We start from the raw sequence: 15,837 nt of genomic DNA, 5'->3' as shown, positions 1-15,837 counted from the left end.
CCGCCCCAGCTCCCCCTTCTCCACCGCCTGCCCCACCGCGCGCGCCAGCTCCACCGTGTCCACGCCGTCGTGCAGGTAGAAGCTCGCGTCCTCGGAGATGAGCACCGCGTCCACCGCGGGCTTGGACACCGCCGACAACGGCACCCACTGCTGCCTCCGGCGCGGCTTGCGTCCGGCCTCGCGCGCCTCGGTCGCCCGCTGCTCGATGAGCGCGGTCGTCTTCGGGTTCTCCTTCGCCAGGGGACTCGCGTCCGGCAGCCCGGCGAAGGTGAGCGCCGCGGTTCCCAGGCCCAGCACCAACACGCCCACGAGTATCCAGCGCGCCCAGCGCCTCTTTCGCGTCGGCGCGGGCTGCACCTCCGGCGGTGCCGGCGGGATGGGCCCGGAGGGTTCGGGGCTCGGAGATTCGGATGGACCTTCGACGGTGGACATCTTCCGGCCGTGTCTAGCGCCGCGCCGTCCGGGCGTCATCCTTCACGGTGAGCTTCGCGGAGGCCAGGCGCGGCTGCTCGGGCGAACGCCAGCGCTCGTCCACCGACGCGAAGCCCGCCACCAGCTCCCCCGCCAGGTAGCCGCGCGTCTTCTTCCCCTGGCGGCGCAGCCAGTCATTGATGACGTGTCCCTTCGCGTCCTTGCGCGCCTCCGGCTGCGCGAGGTTGAAGCGCGAGCGCTTCACCAACCCGCCGGACTTGTGCACGAACGTCACCGTGCCGTCCGTCCCCACCCGCTCCACGATGCCGATGTGCGTGAGGCCGTCGTTGATGAGGCCGTCGCGGTTGCGGTCGAACGTGTTCTTGAAGAACACCAGCGCGCCCGGCTTCGGCGTCTCCGTCAGCATCCCCAGCGCGCGCGCCTTGCGGTGGATGGCCGTGACGCCGTTCTCCTCCGGCAGCACGTCGTCCGGCAGCAAATCCAACCGCCGCTGCTGGAACGCCAGACGCGTCATGCCCGAGCAGTCATCGCTCACCGTCGAGCTCATCTTCGCCAGCGTCGTCATCCCCACCCAGGACTTCGCCCGCCACAGCGCCCGGTCCGACAACTCGACCACCGGCCGGGCCTTCTTCGTCGCCGTGACCTTATTCTCTGCCTGAGCCGCCCCGCCCCACACCAGCGCGCTCACCAACGCGCCCACCCACACGCCTCGTCCCATGCACACGCGACAGAGCAACCGCCGTGCCCGGTCTTCGCGGCATTGCGCATGTCCACCTCACGACGGAGTGCGCCCACCTGTCGGCATGCGCTGGGCAAGGAAGTTCCCACCCATGGCAACCGCGCACCCTGAATCCCTCAGGGCACGACGCTGTTCGAGCTGCGTCCGGTCGCGCCCGCGCGCAGCGGCGCGTCACCCGACGCGGGGTTGTTCCACCGGCGCGTGGGCGACGGCATCCGCTTCTGCTCCTCGCGGAACAACGTGCGCAGGTGCTCGTCATGGAGGACGGGCGCCGGACGGGGCCTGGGTTCAGTGACGATCCCTGCGGCAGGGGGCGGCGACGTGGGGAGGCCTACGTTCCTGCAGACCACGCCCACGCATCCGGGGCTGAGCACCTCGCCAGGCGTGCTCGGGACCACCCTCTTCGCGGGTTCCCGGATAGGAGCGGGCACCACTTGGAGGAAACAGCCCTCCGACAACTCCCGCGGCGGCGGGCTCTTCTCCCGGGCCTCCAGCGCGACCATCAGCGGCAGCGCCAGCCCCAGCACCGCGAACTGCCCCAGGGCGCCGGGCATCCGCGAACCGGTCGCGGGCAGCACCTGGGTGCGCAGGCTCGACAAGATGAACGCACCGCCAATGGCCGTGCACAGCGCGAGCGCCCCCCACGTCATGGCCTGCGCCGTGATGACAATGGAGGACAGGCGCCAGGTCGCCCCCACGTCCACCGCCGCCCTCAAGGCGTTGGTCTTCCAGTCCGCCGCCGGCCCGGCCATGCCGTAGCCCACCGCGCACGCCGCCACCCACACGGCGGCGCCATGCACCTCGCGGCGCAGGAGCCACCCCTGCGTGAGGCCCACCGCCACGCCCATCCCGATGGACGCCGTCCCGGGCGACAGCCCCAGCGCCACGGCCAGGGCCCGCGAGCCCACCAGGCCCACCGCCACCGCCATCGCCGTCAACCCCGCCCAGCCAGACACCTGGAGCCCCGCCCGGCGCAGCGCGAACGCCTGCCCGTTCCCGAGCATCGCCCCCGCGACCGCGAAGACGCCCAGCTCCGCGAGCCGGTGCACCACGCCCTGCTCGACCGAGGACAGCCGCCAGATGGCCGCCGAGCCCAGCACCGTCTCCAGCAGGCGGGCCCAGTCGTCCGCCTGCGCCCACGGGACGAGCAGCCCCAGCACGGTGACCACGGAGATAAGGAGGACGTGGACGAGACGAGAGCCCATGGCCCGGCAGTCTGCGCGAGTCCCCCGCTCCAATGCCATTCACCGAGGCACCTTCCTGCCCGCCGGCCAACGGAGGTGTCGCCCCGTGGAGGTGGATGTACGGCGCGACGCGAGCTGCACGGGCTCTACACGTGGGCGCCCGGGCAGCGGCCCCGCATCCAGGTGTGGATGCGCACCGCGAAGCGCGGCCGGGTCGTGGCCTTCCGCACGGAGGGCTTCTTCCAGCGCGAGTCGAGCCTCTTCGGGCAGCTGGTGCCCCCGTCAGCGGGGTTGGAACGCCGTGAAGCGGCGGACACTGGGAAATGGAGCACGAGCACAAGGCGCGGCCGGCGCTAGATTGCCGCCCCTATGGCGCATCCCACCGACGACAAGAACTTCCGCCTGCCCACCACCCTCCGCCCGCGCCGCTATCAAGCGACGGTGACCCTGGACCTGGAGGGGCGCACCTTCACGGGTGAGCAGCGCGTGGAGCTGGAGCTGTCCCAGCCCACCAAGGAGATCATCCTCCACGCCAACGCGCTGGAGCTGGGCGAGGTCACCTTCCGCGCCGGCAACGACGTGCGCAAGCCCGCGTCCAAGCGCGTGGCCCCGGTGAGCGAGACGGTGGTGCTCACGTTCGATGCTCCCCTGCCCGCGGGCAGCGCCACGCTGGACGTACTGTGGACGGGGCACTTCAGCGACGGTCTGCGCGGCCTGTACGCGGCGGGCAAGGTGGCCGCGACGCAGTTCGAGGCCGCGGACGCGCGCCGGCTGTTCCCCTGCTTCGACGAGCCGGCCTTCAAGGCGCGCTGGGCGCTCACGGTGCGCGTGCCGGAGGGCCACGCGGTGCTGGGCAACGGCCGCGTGGTGAAGGACGAGAAGGACGGGGCGCTGCGCAAGGTGACGTTCGAGGAGACGGAGCTGCTCAGCTCGTACCTCATCGCGCTGGTGGTGGGCCCGCTGGTGGGCACGCCGGAGGAGAAGGCGGAGGGCATCCCGGTGCGCACGTGGGCGCTGCCGGAGAAGGCGCACCTGGCGAAGTTCGGGCAGGACGCGGCGCTGCAAGTGCTGCCCCGGCTGCAGGACTACTTCGGGCTGCCGTATGCCTTTGGCAAGGTGGACCAGGTGGGCATCCCGGACTTCGAGGCGGGCGCGATGGAGAACGCCGGCCTCATCACCTACCGGGAGGTGGCGCTGCTGTTGGACCCGGCCACCGCGCCGCTGTCCGTGCAGAAGCGCGTGGCGGAGGTGGTGACGCACGAACTGGCGCACCAGTGGTTCGGCAACTGGGTGACGATGGTGTGGTGGGACGACCTCTGGCTCAACGAGGCGTTCGCGACGTGGATGGCTTTCAAGATTGTCGACCAGTGGCGGCCGGACTGGCGCATGTGGCTGGACTTCGACGCGCACCGGGCGAGCGCGCTGGCGCTGGACGCGCTCAAGTCCACGCACCCCATCCACGGTGAGGTGCGCAACGCGGGCGAGGCCGGTGAGAGCTTCGACGCGATTACGTACGAGAAGGGCGGCGCGGTGCTGCGGATGATTGAAGGGTTCCTGGGAGAGGGGCCCTTCCGCGAAGGCATCCGGCTGTACATGCGCAAGCACGCGCGCGCGAACGCGGTGAAGGAAGACCTGTGGAACGCGCTGGGTGAGGCCGCGAAGCAGCCGGTGAACGAGCTGGCGACGAAGTGGATTGGCCAGAGCGGCTTCCCGCTGGTGTCGGTGAAGGTGGAGGGGCGGAAGGTGACGCTGTCGCAGCAGCGCCTCTATTCGGAGCCGGGGGTGAAGAGTTCGGAGACGTGGCCGGTGCCCATGGTGCTGCGCTTCGAGGACGCGAGCGGAGTGAAGGAGCAGCGGGTGCTCTTCCGTGACGCGGAGACGACGGTGACGCTGGAGGGCGGCTCGGGCGACGTGAAGTGGCTGTGCGCCAACGGCGGCTCCACGGGCTTCTACCGGGTGGCGTACGAGAAGCAGGCGCTGGACGCGCTGGCGGCGAACATGGGGACGCTGGCGCCGTCGGAGCGCATCTCGTTGCTGGCGGACATGTGGGCGCTGGTGCGCTCGGCGCAGGCGCCGGTGGCTGACCTGCTGGACCTGGCGGCGCGCTTCGGGGACGAGGAGGACGAGGCGGTGCTGGACGAGCTCGTCGGGCGGCTCGGGTACATCGAGAACCGGCTGACGGAGGGCGAGGACCAGGAGCGCTTCCGCCGGTGGGTGGAGCAGCTGTTGGGCGGCGGCCTGAAGAAGCTGGGCTGGCAGGCGGCGCAGGGCGAGCCGGACCGGGTGCGACTGCGCCGCGCGGCGCTGGTGCGCGCGGTGGGCGGTCTGGCGCGCAGTCCGCAGGTGCTGGCGGAGGCGCGTCCGCTGGTGGCGCGGATGCTCCAGGGAGACAAGACCGCGCTGGACGCGAACCTGCTGGACACGGCGGTGGGCATGGTGGCGCGCGCGGGCGACGCGGCGCTGTTCGATGATTTGTCGCAGCGGATGCCGAAGGAGCCGGACCCGGCGACGCAGCGGCGCTACCTGATGGCGCTCACGTCCTTCGAGGACGCGAAGCTGACGGAGCGCGCGCAGGCGCTGTTGTTCACGGAGACGGTGAAGACGCAGGACGTGGCGAGCTTCGCGACAGGCCTGTTGGGCAACCGCACCGGGCGCGACGCGTGGTGGGCGCAGCTGCAGAAGCACTGGAAGGACCTGGTGGGGCGCACGGGAGCGGCGCCCATGCTGCTGCGCCGGGTGGTGGAAGGCCTGGGCCTGCTGCGCACGCGCGAGCAGCTGGAGCAGATGAAGGCGCTGCTCCAGGCGAACCCGATTCCGGAGGCACAGCAGGCCACGGCGCAGACCCTGGAGCGGCTGACCCAGGACGTGGCCCTGCGCGAGCGCGTGACCCCGGAGGTGTCCGCGTGGCTGAAGCGCCGGCCGTGATGCCCTGAAGGACTGTCCCGGCCGCGCATCTGGAAGTTGCGCGGCCGGGGGGTTCTGGGGATGGTTCGAGATGCCTCGGGGCTCACCCGGGGCGCACTGCACGGCGCCTGGCCGTGCGCCAGGACACTGCTGCCATGCCGCCCCCTTCCGCTCCCCTCCTCCCCTCCTTCCGCATCCAGGGGTTCCGAGCGTTCAGGGACCTGGAGATTCCGCGCCTGGGCCGCGTCAATCTGATCGTCGGCAAGAACAACGTGGGGAAGACCACGGTTCTGGAAGCGCTCAAGGTCTATGCGGCAGGTTCAGATGCGGCATGGGAGCTCAAGGAACTTCTTGAGTTCCGGCAAGAGGTCCATCGACATGCACCGCGAGACGACAAGGCACAACGCATCAACATCATGCGTGCCTTCTTCCAGCCTTCCGAGCAGCCTGCACTGACATCTTTTTACCTGAGCACCCGCGATCTCGACCCGAAGCTTTCCGTCCGGCTGGGCAGAAGCCCCCTCATGCAGGGAGCGAAAGGCTCCCGAGCATCTGAGACGTCCTTCATCGCGGCGGATGAAAAGCCCTCATCCCCTCAGGATGAACTGGAGGAGGAAGTACTTCAGGTCCGGATCACTACTGGCTCCTATCGGTACCATCGCGTTATCGACCTAAGCGATCTTCGGACATCAAGCGTGGCTGGCGGCTCGGTCGAAAGCCGACTCAATGCCAAAAACTCTTTTGCCTGCCAGTACCTGCCAGCAAGAGGCATCAAACCGCTTGATATCGGGCCATTGTGGGACAGCATTGTCCTTACCAATGGCGAACAATCAGCGCTCCAAGCCCTGCGGATCATCGCTCCGGACATCGAGCGTGTTTCTCTTGTCGAAGGCGCCTTGTACCAGGGCACTCGATATGCGCTTGTCGCCAGAAGAGGCCACACATCTCCCGAGCCGCTACAAAGCATGGGCGATGGGATGAACCGGATCTTCGAACTCGCTCTGGGCTTGGTGAATTCCAAGCACGGAATCTTCCTGATTGATGAGGTTGAGAGCGGCGTCCATTACGCGGCTCAGGAACAGCTCTGGCGGTTCATCTTCGAAGCCTCCAGTCAGCTCGGCGTACAGGTCTTCGCCACCACGCATAGCTGGGACTGCATCACTGCTTTCCAGAAGGCAGCGTCCGCCCATCCTGCGGACGGGATGCTCATCAGCCTCGCTCAATCAGCTGGCAACATCAAAGCCACCGTCTTCAACGAGGGCGACCTGGAGATCATCACCCGGGAATCCATCGAGGTCCGCTGATGCCGCCCAAGCCAGAGCGGATACTCTTGGTGGAAGGCGCGGAAGACCGCGAAGTCGTCTACCACCTCTGCAACCACCACAAGCTCGACAACAAGCAACTCTTCGTTGTTGAAGCCAAGGACGGGTACGAGCGGCTGCGCGATGACTTGAAGGTCCGGCCACGTGTGCCTGGGGTGAAGACCATCGGCGTCGTTGTCGACGCGGATGAAGACCTCCCCCAACGCTGGCAATCCCTCCGCGATGTGCTGGAGCACTCTGGCTACACCCAGCTACCCAGGCAGACCGAAGCAGCAGGCATCATCATTCCCGCCCAAGGCACGCTGCCGCGCATCGGCATCTGGATGATGCCGGACAACCAACTCACGGGAATCATGGAGGACTTCCTCCAGCAGCTCGTCACGCAGGGCGACCCACTCCTTCCCGCGGCCTTCACGGCCCTGGACACCCTCCCCGAGCGCCGCTTCAAGCCCACCTACCGGTCCAAGGCCGCCATCCACACCTGGCTCGCCTGGCAGCAGGAACCCGGCACGCCGCTCGGCCAGGCCGTGTCCAAGCACTACCTCCAAGCCGACCACGAGCTCGCCCAGCGCTTCGTGGCCTGGATGCGACGGCTGTTCATCCCCGCTCCCGAAGCCCCAGCCCCATGAAGACCACGCTCACGCCCGAAGCCTCCGCCGCCTCCCGTGAAGCCCTGCGCCGCGCCAACGTGGCGTTCACCCACGCGTATCCGGGTGAGTCCTCCCGGCGCCAACCCGTGCACACCGTGTACGGCGGCGCCCACCTCTTCCGCGCTGGCACCGCGCGGAAGATGGGGGACCTGGCGCTCGCGGCGCTGCGCGACTACGCCGCCGATGGCTCCCAGCTCGCCCACGGGCTGGGCCTGCCTCAGCGCGGCGGCTTCGCCCAGCGCGTCCATGACCGCGTCGTGGACAAGCTCCAGCGTGAACCCGTGGAGGACTTCCGCATCGACTTCGAGGACGGCTATGGCCACCGTCCCGACTCGGAAGAAGACACCCACGCCGTCGCCGCCGCCACGGAGGTGGCCCGGGGCCTGGAGCAGGGCTCGCTCCCGCCGTTCATCGGCATCCGCGTGAAGTCCTTCACGGAAGAGCTCTACGCCCGCGCCTCGCGCACCCTGGACCTCTTCGTCACCGCGCTGCTGGAGCAATCCGGTGGCAGGTTGCCTCAGTCCTTCGTCATCACCCTGCCCAAGGTCACCGTGCCTGAACAGGTGACCGCCCTGGCGAAGCTGCTGTCGGAGCTGGAGTCCGCCCACCGCCTGTCCCCCGGCGCGCTCTCCCTGGAGCTGATGGTGGAGACGCCCCAGGCCCTCTTCGACGCGCGCGGCCGGCCGCACCTGCGCTCGCTCGTGGAGGCCGGCGAGGGCCGCTGCTCCCACGTGCACCTGGGCGTCTACGACTACACCGCCGCCCTGGATGTCAGCGCGCACATGCAGCACATGCTCCACCCCGCTTGCGATTACCTGCGCGACACCGTGCAGGTGCTCCTCGCGGGCAGCGGCGTGCGCCTGTCCGACGGCGCCACCAACGTCATGCCCGTGGGCCCCCACCGCAAGCAGGGTGACACCCCGCTCCTCCCCATGCAGCGGCGCGAGAACACCGACGCCGTGCACCGCGCGTGGCAGCTGGCGTACCGGCACACGCGCCACTCGCTGGAGCGCGGCTACTACCAGGGCTGGGACCTGCACCCCGCCCAGCTCCCCGTGCGCTACGCCGCCGTCTACGCCTTCTTCCAGGAGGGCCTGGAGCCAGCGTCCCAGCGCCTCAAGGCCTTCGTGGACAAGGCCGCCCAGGCCACCCTGCTGGGCGACGTGTTCGACGACGCCGCCACCGGCCAGGGCCTGCTCAACTTCTTCCTGCGCGGGCTCGCCTGCGGCGCCCTCACGGAAGAGGAGGCCCGCTCCACCGGCCTCTCGCTGGAGGAGCTGCGCAGCCGCTCCTTCCGCGCCATCGTGCAGGGCCGCGCGTCACGCTGAGGCGGGCGGCTCCGTGGGGGGCACCGCGCTCCGGGGCCCCAGCCACTCGCGCGCGACGGCCACGTCCACCGCGAGGATGCCCAGCAGGAACAGCCAGGGCCCCGGCTTCGACGCCAGGCCCGTCAGCGCCCAGACGGTGATGAGCCCCGCGAGCACCGCCGGCACCACCGAAGGCAGTGCCTCCCGCGCGCGCCGCACCGACCCCAGCACGCCCAGCGCCAGCAGCCCCAGCACCACGCCCGTCGCGCCCAGCCGGCCGCGCCCCGTCCCCGCGCCCTGCCCCGACGGGAGCACCAGCGTGTTGAACTTCCACGTGTCGTTGTCCTGGATGTCCCAGGCGAAGTTGTTGTCGATGGTGATGTTGCGTTCGCGCTGCAGGTGGGCCGTGGGCACCAGCGACCACGCCGAGCTCCACGGCAGGAGCAGCCCCACCGCGCACGCCGCCACGCCCGCGAACACCCACCGCTTCAGCCGCACGTCCGCCGGCCGCTTCGTGAGCGACGGCTCCGCCAGCGACGACGCCTTGAACGCCCGCCACTGCACGGAGCCCAGCACCACCGCCGCCAGCACCCACAACAGCGGCGCCACGCCCAACCCCAGTGACAGGAACGCCTGCGTCACGGTGAGCGCGGTGAACATGGGCAGGAACGCCGGATGCGCGGCCCACTTCACCACCGGCACCAGCGCGTCCGGCAGCTTCCGGCCCGCGGCCACCCACTCGCGCGCGCCCAGCATGCCGGCGCCCACCAGCATCAACACCGACCAGGGCAGCCCCAGCCCACCGCCGATGAAAGGCAGCACGGGCGCCACCACCGCCGCCGCCACCAGTCCGGAACCGAGCAGCGGCAGCGAGCCCCCGGGCAGCCGCTCGCGCAGCCTCGGGTCGTCCAGCACGTCCTGCACCGCGCGGCCCGCCGAGTCCGCCGCGCGCTGGGCATGGTCCGCCACCTCGTCCATCACCGGCGACCTGGGCGCGTTCACGTCCCCGCCACAGTGGGGACACGTCCGCGACGACTGGCCTTCAGGGAGCGGCTGACCACAATGCGGGCAGGACATGGGGTGGAGTCCTCCTCAGGCGAAAAAGGCGCGGAAAGAGCCTACACCGCGCCCCGTACTGCATCCTGCATGAACGCGCACGGAGCCCTCAGGGCTTCGCACCCTTCGCATGCACGGCCGCTTCCAGGCGGGACAGGCTGCGCTGGAGCTCGGCCATCTGGGCCTTGAGCGTGTCCACCTCCGCGCTCTTCGCGTGCAGTTCCTCCGTGCGCCGCGCCAGCGCCTGGATGGCGACCATGTTCACGCCGTCGATGTCCAGGAGGCCAATGCTCTTGTCATCCGTCCCCAGGCCGAACGCCGCGCGGAAGTCCTGCGCCACCGGGCCCAGGTGCCGCACGCCACCGGCCTCCGCGCTGTAGCGCCAGCTCTCCACCGGCATCGCCGCCACCTTCGCCAGCACGGCCTCCGCGTCCACGCGGCGGAAGTCCTCCTTCGTGGTCCGGTCCGACGTGCAGGTGAACACGCCCGAGCCCGCCGGCAGGTCGCAGCCGGTGGTGAGGTTGCTGCTCGTGCGGAAGCGGAACCCACCGGACGCGCGCGCCATGAACTGGTTGTTCGCCGTGTTCGTCACCACGCTGGAGCTGGTGGATTGGTCCGCCCAGATGAAGGACCCGGTGAAGCCGCCGGAGCTCGCGCGCTGCCCCAGCGCCGTGGAGTAGTCCCCGTTGGCGCTGTTGCGGTAGCCCAACGCGACGGAGCCCTGCCCCGTGGCCGTGTTGGTGTAGCCCACCGCCACGGAGGTGAAGCCGCTCGCGATGTTGGAAGCGCCGGCGGAGAAGGACGCGGTCCCGCTCGCCGTGTTGGCGGAGCCCATGCACACCGAGACCGTGCCGGACGCCGTGCACTGGTCTCCGAACGAGAAGGAACCGTAGGCACTGGCCAGGTTGTTGTTGCCGCCCGCCCACGAGTACTGCCCCACGTTCGCGTCGTCCCACTGCGTCTCCGTGCTTCCCGCACGGAAGGCGCCCTTGGCCGGGTACCACATCATCCGGGTTCCCTTGCCCTGGGCAGGGATGGTGCCCATGCCAAACTCCCCGCGCGCCATCAGCCCGCCCGCGGAGTCCACCGTGAACACCCCCTGGCGCTCCCACGTGGGCTCGCCCGTCCCGGACACGGTGTTGCTCACGGACAAGAGCGGCACGGGCGTCTTCGCGGAAGCGGACGCGTCCAGCACCACGTCCGCGTTCGCCGTCAGCCGGCCCCGCACCTGCCCCGTGCCCGCCACCGCGAACGACGCGTCCTGCGGCGCCGTCCCGTTGCGGATGCCCTGGCCCGCGGCGGACAGTCGTGGATCATTCCCCTCCACCGCCGTGCCCGGCCCGTCGCCGTAGACGACGCGCACCGCGTCGCCCTCCAGCGTCAGCCCCGTGCCAATCTCCCGCTGCTGCCCGGGCGCCGGGTCGGAGCCACACGCGCTGGTGACAAGCCCGACGACACAACCCAACGCAACAGAGACTCCCCGGACAGACGCCATGCGGTGCTCCCTCAGTGAAGGAGAACCACACTGGCAAAGCACCGGGTCATAGACAACCCGGGACCTCCCCGGGAGTCCCGCCGTCCAGGAGAACCGCTGCTACCAGAGCATGTCCTGGTCCTCGGTGACGCCGGGGACGTTGGACAGCTTGAGCTCCTGGCCACCCACGCGCAGGGTGCCCTCGAAGAAGCCCACGGGCTGGGCGAAGTGGCTCACCACGAGCCGCAGGTTGCGCTCCTCGCGGTGCACGTAGATGGGCTTGAAGCGCAGGTCCACCGCGCCGTCCGCCGTCGTCAGGCGCCACGGGTCGAGCAGTTCCTTCGCGTCGTACTCGAAGTGCGCGCGGCCCACCGGGTAGAGCCGGTCGCCCAGCCAGACGGCGTTCTCGTTGGCCTCGGTGGCGCCCTCGTTGAAGCCCTCCACCAGGTTGAGGCCCACGGGCGTGCCATCCGGCAGCCGCCCGGCCGCGAAGGCCCAGCGCCAGGCGGTGTGCCGCGCCAGGTAGCCCTGCGTGTAGTCCATGCCGCCCACGCCGCCATCCAACCGGAAGCGCCGGCCCCCCGCCTCCAGGCTCCCGAAGGCCAGGAGGCCGCTGCGCTTCTGGGTGACGTTGACCAGCCCGTCGCCCTGCACCGGCGCGATGACGGTGAGGGCCGGCGGACCGCCCGCCACCAGCAGCTCGCCGTTCCACTGGAACGACTGGAGCGACTGCGTGCGCATGCGGCTGACGTCCACCTCCACCTGGTAGCGCTCGTCGGACTCGCCGCGCTTCACGGACATGCGCCCGCCCAGCGTGCGGAAGGCCGCCACGAGCCCCGCGCCCGGCTTGTCACTCACCTCCGCGAGCGGCCCGGGCACGCCCAGGAAGCTGACGTCACAGAGTGGCTTCTTCTCCTGGAGGTCCACCGCCACCGCGAAGGCGTTGGCCGTGTAGCCCAGATCCACCACCGCGAAGAGGGCCGCCACCTCCTGCGTGGCGACGAAGGTGTAGTGCCAGCGCTTGCGCTTGAGCAGCCGCGTCGCGCGCCCTGGAGCCCACTTCCCCAACAGCCGGGGCAGGTCCACCTCCGGCAGCTCTCCCTGATACGTCCCGAACCGCGGTTCCCCTTCCGTGGAGGCCACTGAATTCGGGGCGAAAGGCAACAAGGCTTCTCGTTCACGCTCAAGCGTCATCGCGAAACATTGGACGGCACTTCGCCGCCCCTGTCACGTGAACACAGCGTCCAAGCGGCGCCCCGAAGACACTCGGGGCCGGCGAGCCTGCTCGCTAGCTCCTGCCGAAGATGATGCGCTCCTGCGTCAACAGACGCGTGGTGAAACGCAACGCCACCAGTGACACCGCCACACAGGACAGGAACGCGAGCAGGAAGGGCACCGGCCCCAGCGTCTCGCCACGCATCACCTCGCCCGCGAGCATCTCCTGCCCCAGCACCGGCACCGCGAACATCCACGTCTGCGTCTGGATGGGGGACAGAGCCAGCAGCATCCCGGGCAGCGTGGGCAGCACCATCAGGAGCGACAGGTACGTCTGAGCCTCCTTGAACGACCGTGCATAGGTGGACACCCACATCTGCACGGCGGACGCGGCCAGCACCAGCGGCAGCACCGCGGCCAGCATGCCCAGCGCGGCCGGCGCGTCGAAGCGGGCGCGCACGCCCAGGTCCTCCAGCGGCACGCGCTTCACCACCAGGAAGTAACCCACCAGACACAAGAGCACGCCCGTGCCCGCCATGGCGCAGGTGGCCAGCCACTTGCCCGCCACCACCGCGCCGCGAGGAGCCGGGTTGAGCAACAGGGGCTCCAGCGAACCGCGCTCGCGCTCGCCCGCCATGGTGTCGCTGGCCAGCTGCATGCCGCCCGCGAACGCCGCCATCACCAGGAACAGCGGGATGGTGGTGAGCACCGTGGCCGCGGTGCGCTCGGGCGTGGACAAATCCAGCTCGTCCACGCGCACGGGCACCGCCAGCTCCGGCGAAACACCGCGCGCGAACAGGCGCTGGCTGCCGGTCTGCTGCGAATACACCGCCAGCATCCGCTGCGCGCGCTGCACGGCCTGACGGGCCTTGTTGCGAGAGCTGTCCACCACCAGCCGCACCGCGGCGGTGTGCCCGTCCGCGAAGTCCTTCGAGTAGTCGTCCGTCACCACCAGCACCAGGTCCAGCTTCCCGGCCTGCACCAGCGACTCGTAGTCCTGAGGGGCCTCTGACAGCTTCGCGCCGTAGCGCTCCAGGAAGGCCATCAGGCTGGGCGCGTGCTCGCGGCCCACCACCGGCATCTCCAGCGGCCGGTCCTGCCGGTACCAGGAGGCCATCACGTTGAACATCACCAGGAACACCAGCGGGCCCAACAGCGGCCACATCAGCGCGGTGCCCAGCGTGCGCTTGTCCCGCAGGTGGTCCAGCACTTCCTTGCGCAGCACCGTCCCGATGAGGCCCTTCATTCGCGCAACCCCTGCTCGCTGCCAATCACGCTCACGAAGGCTTCCTCCAGGCTGTCCTTGCCGGTGCTCGCACGCAGCGCGTCCGCCGTGCCGTCCGCCACCACGCGCCCGCGCGCCACCACCACGATGCGGTCACACAGCGCGGCCACCTCCTGCATCACGTGGCTGGAGAACACCACGCAGCAGCCCTGCGCCTTCAGCTTGCGCAAGAGCGTGCGCACGGAGCGCGTGGCCATCACGTCCAGGCCGTTGGTGGGCTCGTCCAGCAGCACGTTGCGAGGCCCGTGCACCAGCGCGCGCGCCAGCGCCACCTTCACACGCTCGCCCTGGCTGAAGCCCTCCGTGCGCCGGTCCGCGATGTCCTTCATGTCCAGCAGCTCCACCAACTCCTCCACGCGCGCGTCCAGCGCGGCGCCGGACAGGCCGTGCAGCTCGCCGAAGTACCGCGCGTGCTCGCGCGCGGTGAGGCGCGGGTAGAGGCCTCGCGCGTCGGGCAGCACGCCCAGCGCGCGACGGGCCACCTCCGGCTGCTTCGCCACGTCCACGCCGTCCACGGTGGCGGTGCCGCCGTCCGGGCGCACCAGCGTGTAGAGCATGCGCATCGTGGTCGTCTTGCCCGCGCCGTTGGGGCCCAGCAGGCCCGTGATGACGCCGTCCTCCGCGGTGAAGGTCACGTCATGCACGGCCGTCACGGAGCCGAAGCGCTTGTGCAGGTTCCTGGCTTCAATCATGGGCGCTTGAGTCCTACGGAACAGGGCCGGCGAAGGAGGTGAAGAAGGGCGGCCGCTTGAGGCCCGCGCCACAGTCGGGCGTCAGGCCCTCCACGCTGCCGCGCGTGAGCACCTCCGCCATCAGCGTGCGCGCGCAGTCCGCGCCCACCGTGTTGTGTCCCAACCCCGGCACCACCACGTGCAGGCTGTGCGTGAGCGTCCGCTTCGCCTCCTCGCCCCAGGGCGGCGGCGTCACGGGGTCCAGCTCGCCGGACAGCAGCAGCGTGGGGATGTCCGACTTCACGGGCTCGCGGAAGCTCGCGGGCACGTTCGCTTGCGGCCACTTCGCGCACCCGCGCTTCACGTCCAGCGCCATGCGTGAACCGAACCAGGTGCCCTTCGCTTCACGCTCGGCGTCCTCCTCCGTGAAGAAGGGCGCGTCCTCCGCGCACACCACCGCCAGGAACATGCCCCGGCTGGTGGTGCGCGCCACCTCGTCGGTGAGCCCCAACGACAGCGCGACGAAGGGCGTCCAGTCATCCTTCGCGGCGCGGTCCAGCATCAGCGGCACCAGCGACGCGACGTCCGGGCTGTAGAGCAGCGAGAACAGCTCCGACAGGAAGACGCGCCGGGTGAGCGTGAAGTCCTCCGGCACGCCCGTGCGCGGATGCGACAGGTGCACCTTCGCGGGGGCGGCCTCCAGCTTCGCGAGCAGCGCTTCCGTGCGGGCGCGCAGGTCCGGATACGCCTTCGCGCAGACGCCGTCCTTCGCGCACGCGTCCATGAGCAGGTCCAGGGCGCGCTGGCCATCGCGCGCGGCGTACAGCGGCAGGTACTGCCCCATGGGGGCCACGCCATCCAGGATGGCGGTGCGCACGCGGTCCGGGTGCTGGCGCATGTACACCAGCGCCGCGCGCGTCCCGTAGGAGATGCCCCACAGGTTCACCTGCCGGTAGCCCAGCGCCGCGCGCACATCGTCCAGGTCGTCCATGGCGATGGACGTGGTGTAGAGCCGCTCGTCCGCGTCCCAGCCCTTGCGGCACTGGGGAATCACGTCCGCGTCCTCGCGGTCCTCGAAGCGCTCCGCCAGCGACGTGCGCGAGGGATTCAACGCCTCGCAGTCCAGCGGGTGCGAGTCCCCCGTGCCGCGCTGGTCCACGAACACGATGTCGCGCTGACGCCGGATGCGATCCAGCGCGGGAAGGATGCGCGTGCGGGACGCCGCCTGGCCGGGGCCGCCCGCGAGGAAGAACAACGGGTCCTCCTTCGGCTGCGACGCGAGCGCGGGCACCACCACCACGCGCAGGGAGATTTTGCGCCCCTTCGCCGCGGCCCGGTCCTCGAAGACCTCCAGCGTGCCGCAGAGCGTCTGCGCGGCCACTCCGTCCAGCCGGCACGGCTTCAGGTCCATCCGCCGCGCGGGGGCGGCCTCGGCGTTGGAGGACCGGGAGCAGCCCGTGAGCGACAGCGCGGCCAGCACCGCCAGCGCGGCGAGGGGGTGAGACAAGATGCCACCTGTCACGGCGGGCCAACCTCCAGCACGGGGGAGTCCCCTGGCGCATACCATTGGAGTGCCGAAGGTGCACCCGTCGAGGCCC

14 protein-coding genes are annotated in these 15,837 nt (G+C 70.2%); 5 read left to right on the top strand and 9 right to left on the bottom strand.

Annotated elements, in window-relative coordinates:
* The 3 genes from D7Y11_RS04110 to D7Y11_RS04100 form a co-directional block, all read right to left on the bottom strand.
* Positions 1 to 309: transglycosylase domain-containing protein (locus D7Y11_RS04110; RefSeq protein ID WP_233607191.1), on the bottom strand; the 309-nt coding region annotated here is incomplete at its 3' end.
* Positions 310 to 445: 136 nt separating this feature from the next.
* A complete protein-coding gene (locus D7Y11_RS04105; RefSeq protein WP_126933066.1) occupies positions 446 to 1,150 on the bottom strand; it encodes a CHAP domain-containing protein in 705 nt (234 codons plus the stop codon).
* A 137-nt stretch (positions 1,151 to 1,287) separates the two neighbouring features.
* Complete coding sequence (locus tag D7Y11_RS04100) at positions 1,288 to 2,376, bottom strand: hypothetical protein (RefSeq protein WP_121752007.1); 1,089 nt, start codon at positions 2,374 to 2,376, stop codon at positions 1,288 to 1,290.
* Between the two features lie 75 nt (positions 2,377 to 2,451).
* Between D7Y11_RS04100 and D7Y11_RS04095 the strand changes: the two genes are divergently transcribed.
* The 5 genes from D7Y11_RS04095 (at position 2,452) to D7Y11_RS04075 (ending at position 8,559) form a co-directional block, all read left to right on the top strand.
* Positions 2,452 to 2,712 (top strand): hypothetical protein, encoded by a 261-nt coding sequence (locus D7Y11_RS04095; protein ID WP_233604846.1) that lies wholly within the window; start codon positions 2,452 to 2,454, stop codon positions 2,710 to 2,712.
* Positions 2,713 to 2,724: 12 nt separating this feature from the next.
* Complete coding sequence (locus D7Y11_RS04090; protein WP_126933065.1) at positions 2,725 to 5,280, top strand: M1 family metallopeptidase; 2,556 nt, start codon at positions 2,725 to 2,727, stop codon at positions 5,278 to 5,280.
* Positions 5,281 to 5,414: 134 nt separating this feature from the next.
* The gene (locus D7Y11_RS04085) at positions 5,415 to 6,563 is read left to right on the top strand and encodes an ATP/GTP-binding protein (protein ID WP_126933064.1); all 1,149 of its coding nucleotides are present in this window, start codon (positions 5,415 to 5,417) and stop codon (positions 6,561 to 6,563) included.
* Positions 6,563 to 7,210: a DUF3226 domain-containing protein gene (locus tag D7Y11_RS04080; protein ID WP_120578495.1), complete on the top strand. Its 648-nt coding sequence runs from the start codon at positions 6,563 to 6,565 to the stop codon at positions 7,208 to 7,210. Before D7Y11_RS04085 ends, D7Y11_RS04080 begins: the two co-directional genes overlap by 1 nt.
* Positions 7,207 to 8,559 carry a phosphoenolpyruvate kinase gene (locus D7Y11_RS04075; RefSeq protein ID WP_126933063.1) on the top strand — a complete coding sequence of 451 codons (1,353 nt, stop codon included), beginning with the start codon at positions 7,207 to 7,209 and terminating at the stop codon, positions 8,557 to 8,559. The genes D7Y11_RS04080 and D7Y11_RS04075 overlap by 4 nt, the downstream gene beginning before the upstream one ends.
* Here D7Y11_RS04075 and D7Y11_RS04070 read toward each other — a convergent pair.
* From D7Y11_RS04070 to D7Y11_RS04045, 6 genes are all read right to left on the bottom strand, one after another.
* Positions 8,551 to 9,540 carry a hypothetical protein gene (locus D7Y11_RS04070; protein WP_126933062.1) on the bottom strand — a complete coding sequence of 330 codons (990 nt, stop codon included), beginning with the start codon at positions 9,538 to 9,540 and terminating at the stop codon, positions 8,551 to 8,553. The genes D7Y11_RS04075 and D7Y11_RS04070 overlap by 9 nt on opposite strands.
* Before the next feature lie 163 nt (positions 9,541 to 9,703).
* Positions 9,704 to 11,089 carry a tail fiber domain-containing protein gene (locus tag D7Y11_RS04065; RefSeq protein ID WP_121752003.1) on the bottom strand — a complete coding sequence of 462 codons (1,386 nt, stop codon included), beginning with the start codon at positions 11,087 to 11,089 and terminating at the stop codon, positions 9,704 to 9,706.
* Between the two features lie 99 nt (positions 11,090 to 11,188).
* Complete coding sequence (locus D7Y11_RS04060; RefSeq protein ID WP_120578491.1) at positions 11,189 to 12,262, bottom strand: DUF2804 domain-containing protein; 1,074 nt, start codon at positions 12,260 to 12,262, stop codon at positions 11,189 to 11,191.
* 94 nt (positions 12,263 to 12,356) lie between these two features.
* A complete protein-coding gene (locus D7Y11_RS04055) occupies positions 12,357 to 13,529 on the bottom strand; it encodes an ABC transporter permease (protein ID WP_120598125.1) in 1,173 nt (390 codons plus the stop codon).
* A complete protein-coding gene (locus D7Y11_RS04050) occupies positions 13,526 to 14,260 on the bottom strand; it encodes an ATP-binding cassette domain-containing protein (protein WP_120578489.1) in 735 nt (244 codons plus the stop codon). Before D7Y11_RS04050 ends, D7Y11_RS04055 begins: the two co-directional genes overlap by 4 nt.
* 13 nt (positions 14,261 to 14,273) lie before the next feature.
* A complete protein-coding gene (locus D7Y11_RS04045) occupies positions 14,274 to 15,806 on the bottom strand; it encodes an alpha/beta hydrolase (RefSeq protein WP_233597181.1) in 1,533 nt (510 codons plus the stop codon).
* Positions 15,807 to 15,837: the final 31 nt, after the last annotated feature.

It is taken from the genome of Corallococcus sp. AB018 (assembly GCF_003986945.1).
Taxonomy (GTDB): Bacteria; Myxococcota; Myxococcia; order Myxococcales; family Myxococcaceae; genus Corallococcus; species Corallococcus exiguus.
This window is presented reverse-complemented; position numbering and strand designations above follow the sequence as displayed.

Coding starts and splice junctions, on each gene's coding strand:
- D7Y11_RS04105 (WP_126933066.1), bottom strand. CDS start 1,150: ATGGGACGAGGCGTGTGGGTGGGCGCGTTGGTGAGCGCGCTGGTGTGG.
- D7Y11_RS04100 (WP_121752007.1), bottom strand. CDS start 2,376: ATGGGCTCTCGTCTCGTCCACGTCCTCCTTATCTCCGTGGTCACCGTG.
- D7Y11_RS04090 (WP_126933065.1), top strand. CDS start 2,725: ATGGCGCATCCCACCGACGACAAGAACTTCCGCCTGCCCACCACCCTC.
- D7Y11_RS04085 (WP_126933064.1), top strand. CDS start 5,415: ATGCCGCCCCCTTCCGCTCCCCTCCTCCCCTCCTTCCGCATCCAGGGG.
- D7Y11_RS04080 (WP_120578495.1), top strand. CDS start 6,563: ATGCCGCCCAAGCCAGAGCGGATACTCTTGGTGGAAGGCGCGGAAGAC.
- D7Y11_RS04075 (WP_126933063.1), top strand. CDS start 7,207: ATGAAGACCACGCTCACGCCCGAAGCCTCCGCCGCCTCCCGTGAAGCC.
- D7Y11_RS04065 (WP_121752003.1), bottom strand. CDS start 11,089: ATGGCGTCTGTCCGGGGAGTCTCTGTTGCGTTGGGTTGTGTCGTCGGG.
- D7Y11_RS04060 (WP_120578491.1), bottom strand. CDS start 12,262: ATGACGCTTGAGCGTGAACGAGAAGCCTTGTTGCCTTTCGCCCCGAAT.
- D7Y11_RS04055 (WP_120598125.1), bottom strand. CDS start 13,529: ATGAAGGGCCTCATCGGGACGGTGCTGCGCAAGGAAGTGCTGGACCAC.
- D7Y11_RS04050 (WP_120578489.1), bottom strand. CDS start 14,260: ATGATTGAAGCCAGGAACCTGCACAAGCGCTTCGGCTCCGTGACGGCC.
- D7Y11_RS04045 (WP_233597181.1), bottom strand. CDS start 15,806: ATGGTATGCGCCAGGGGACTCCCCCGTGCTGGAGGTTGGCCCGCCGTG.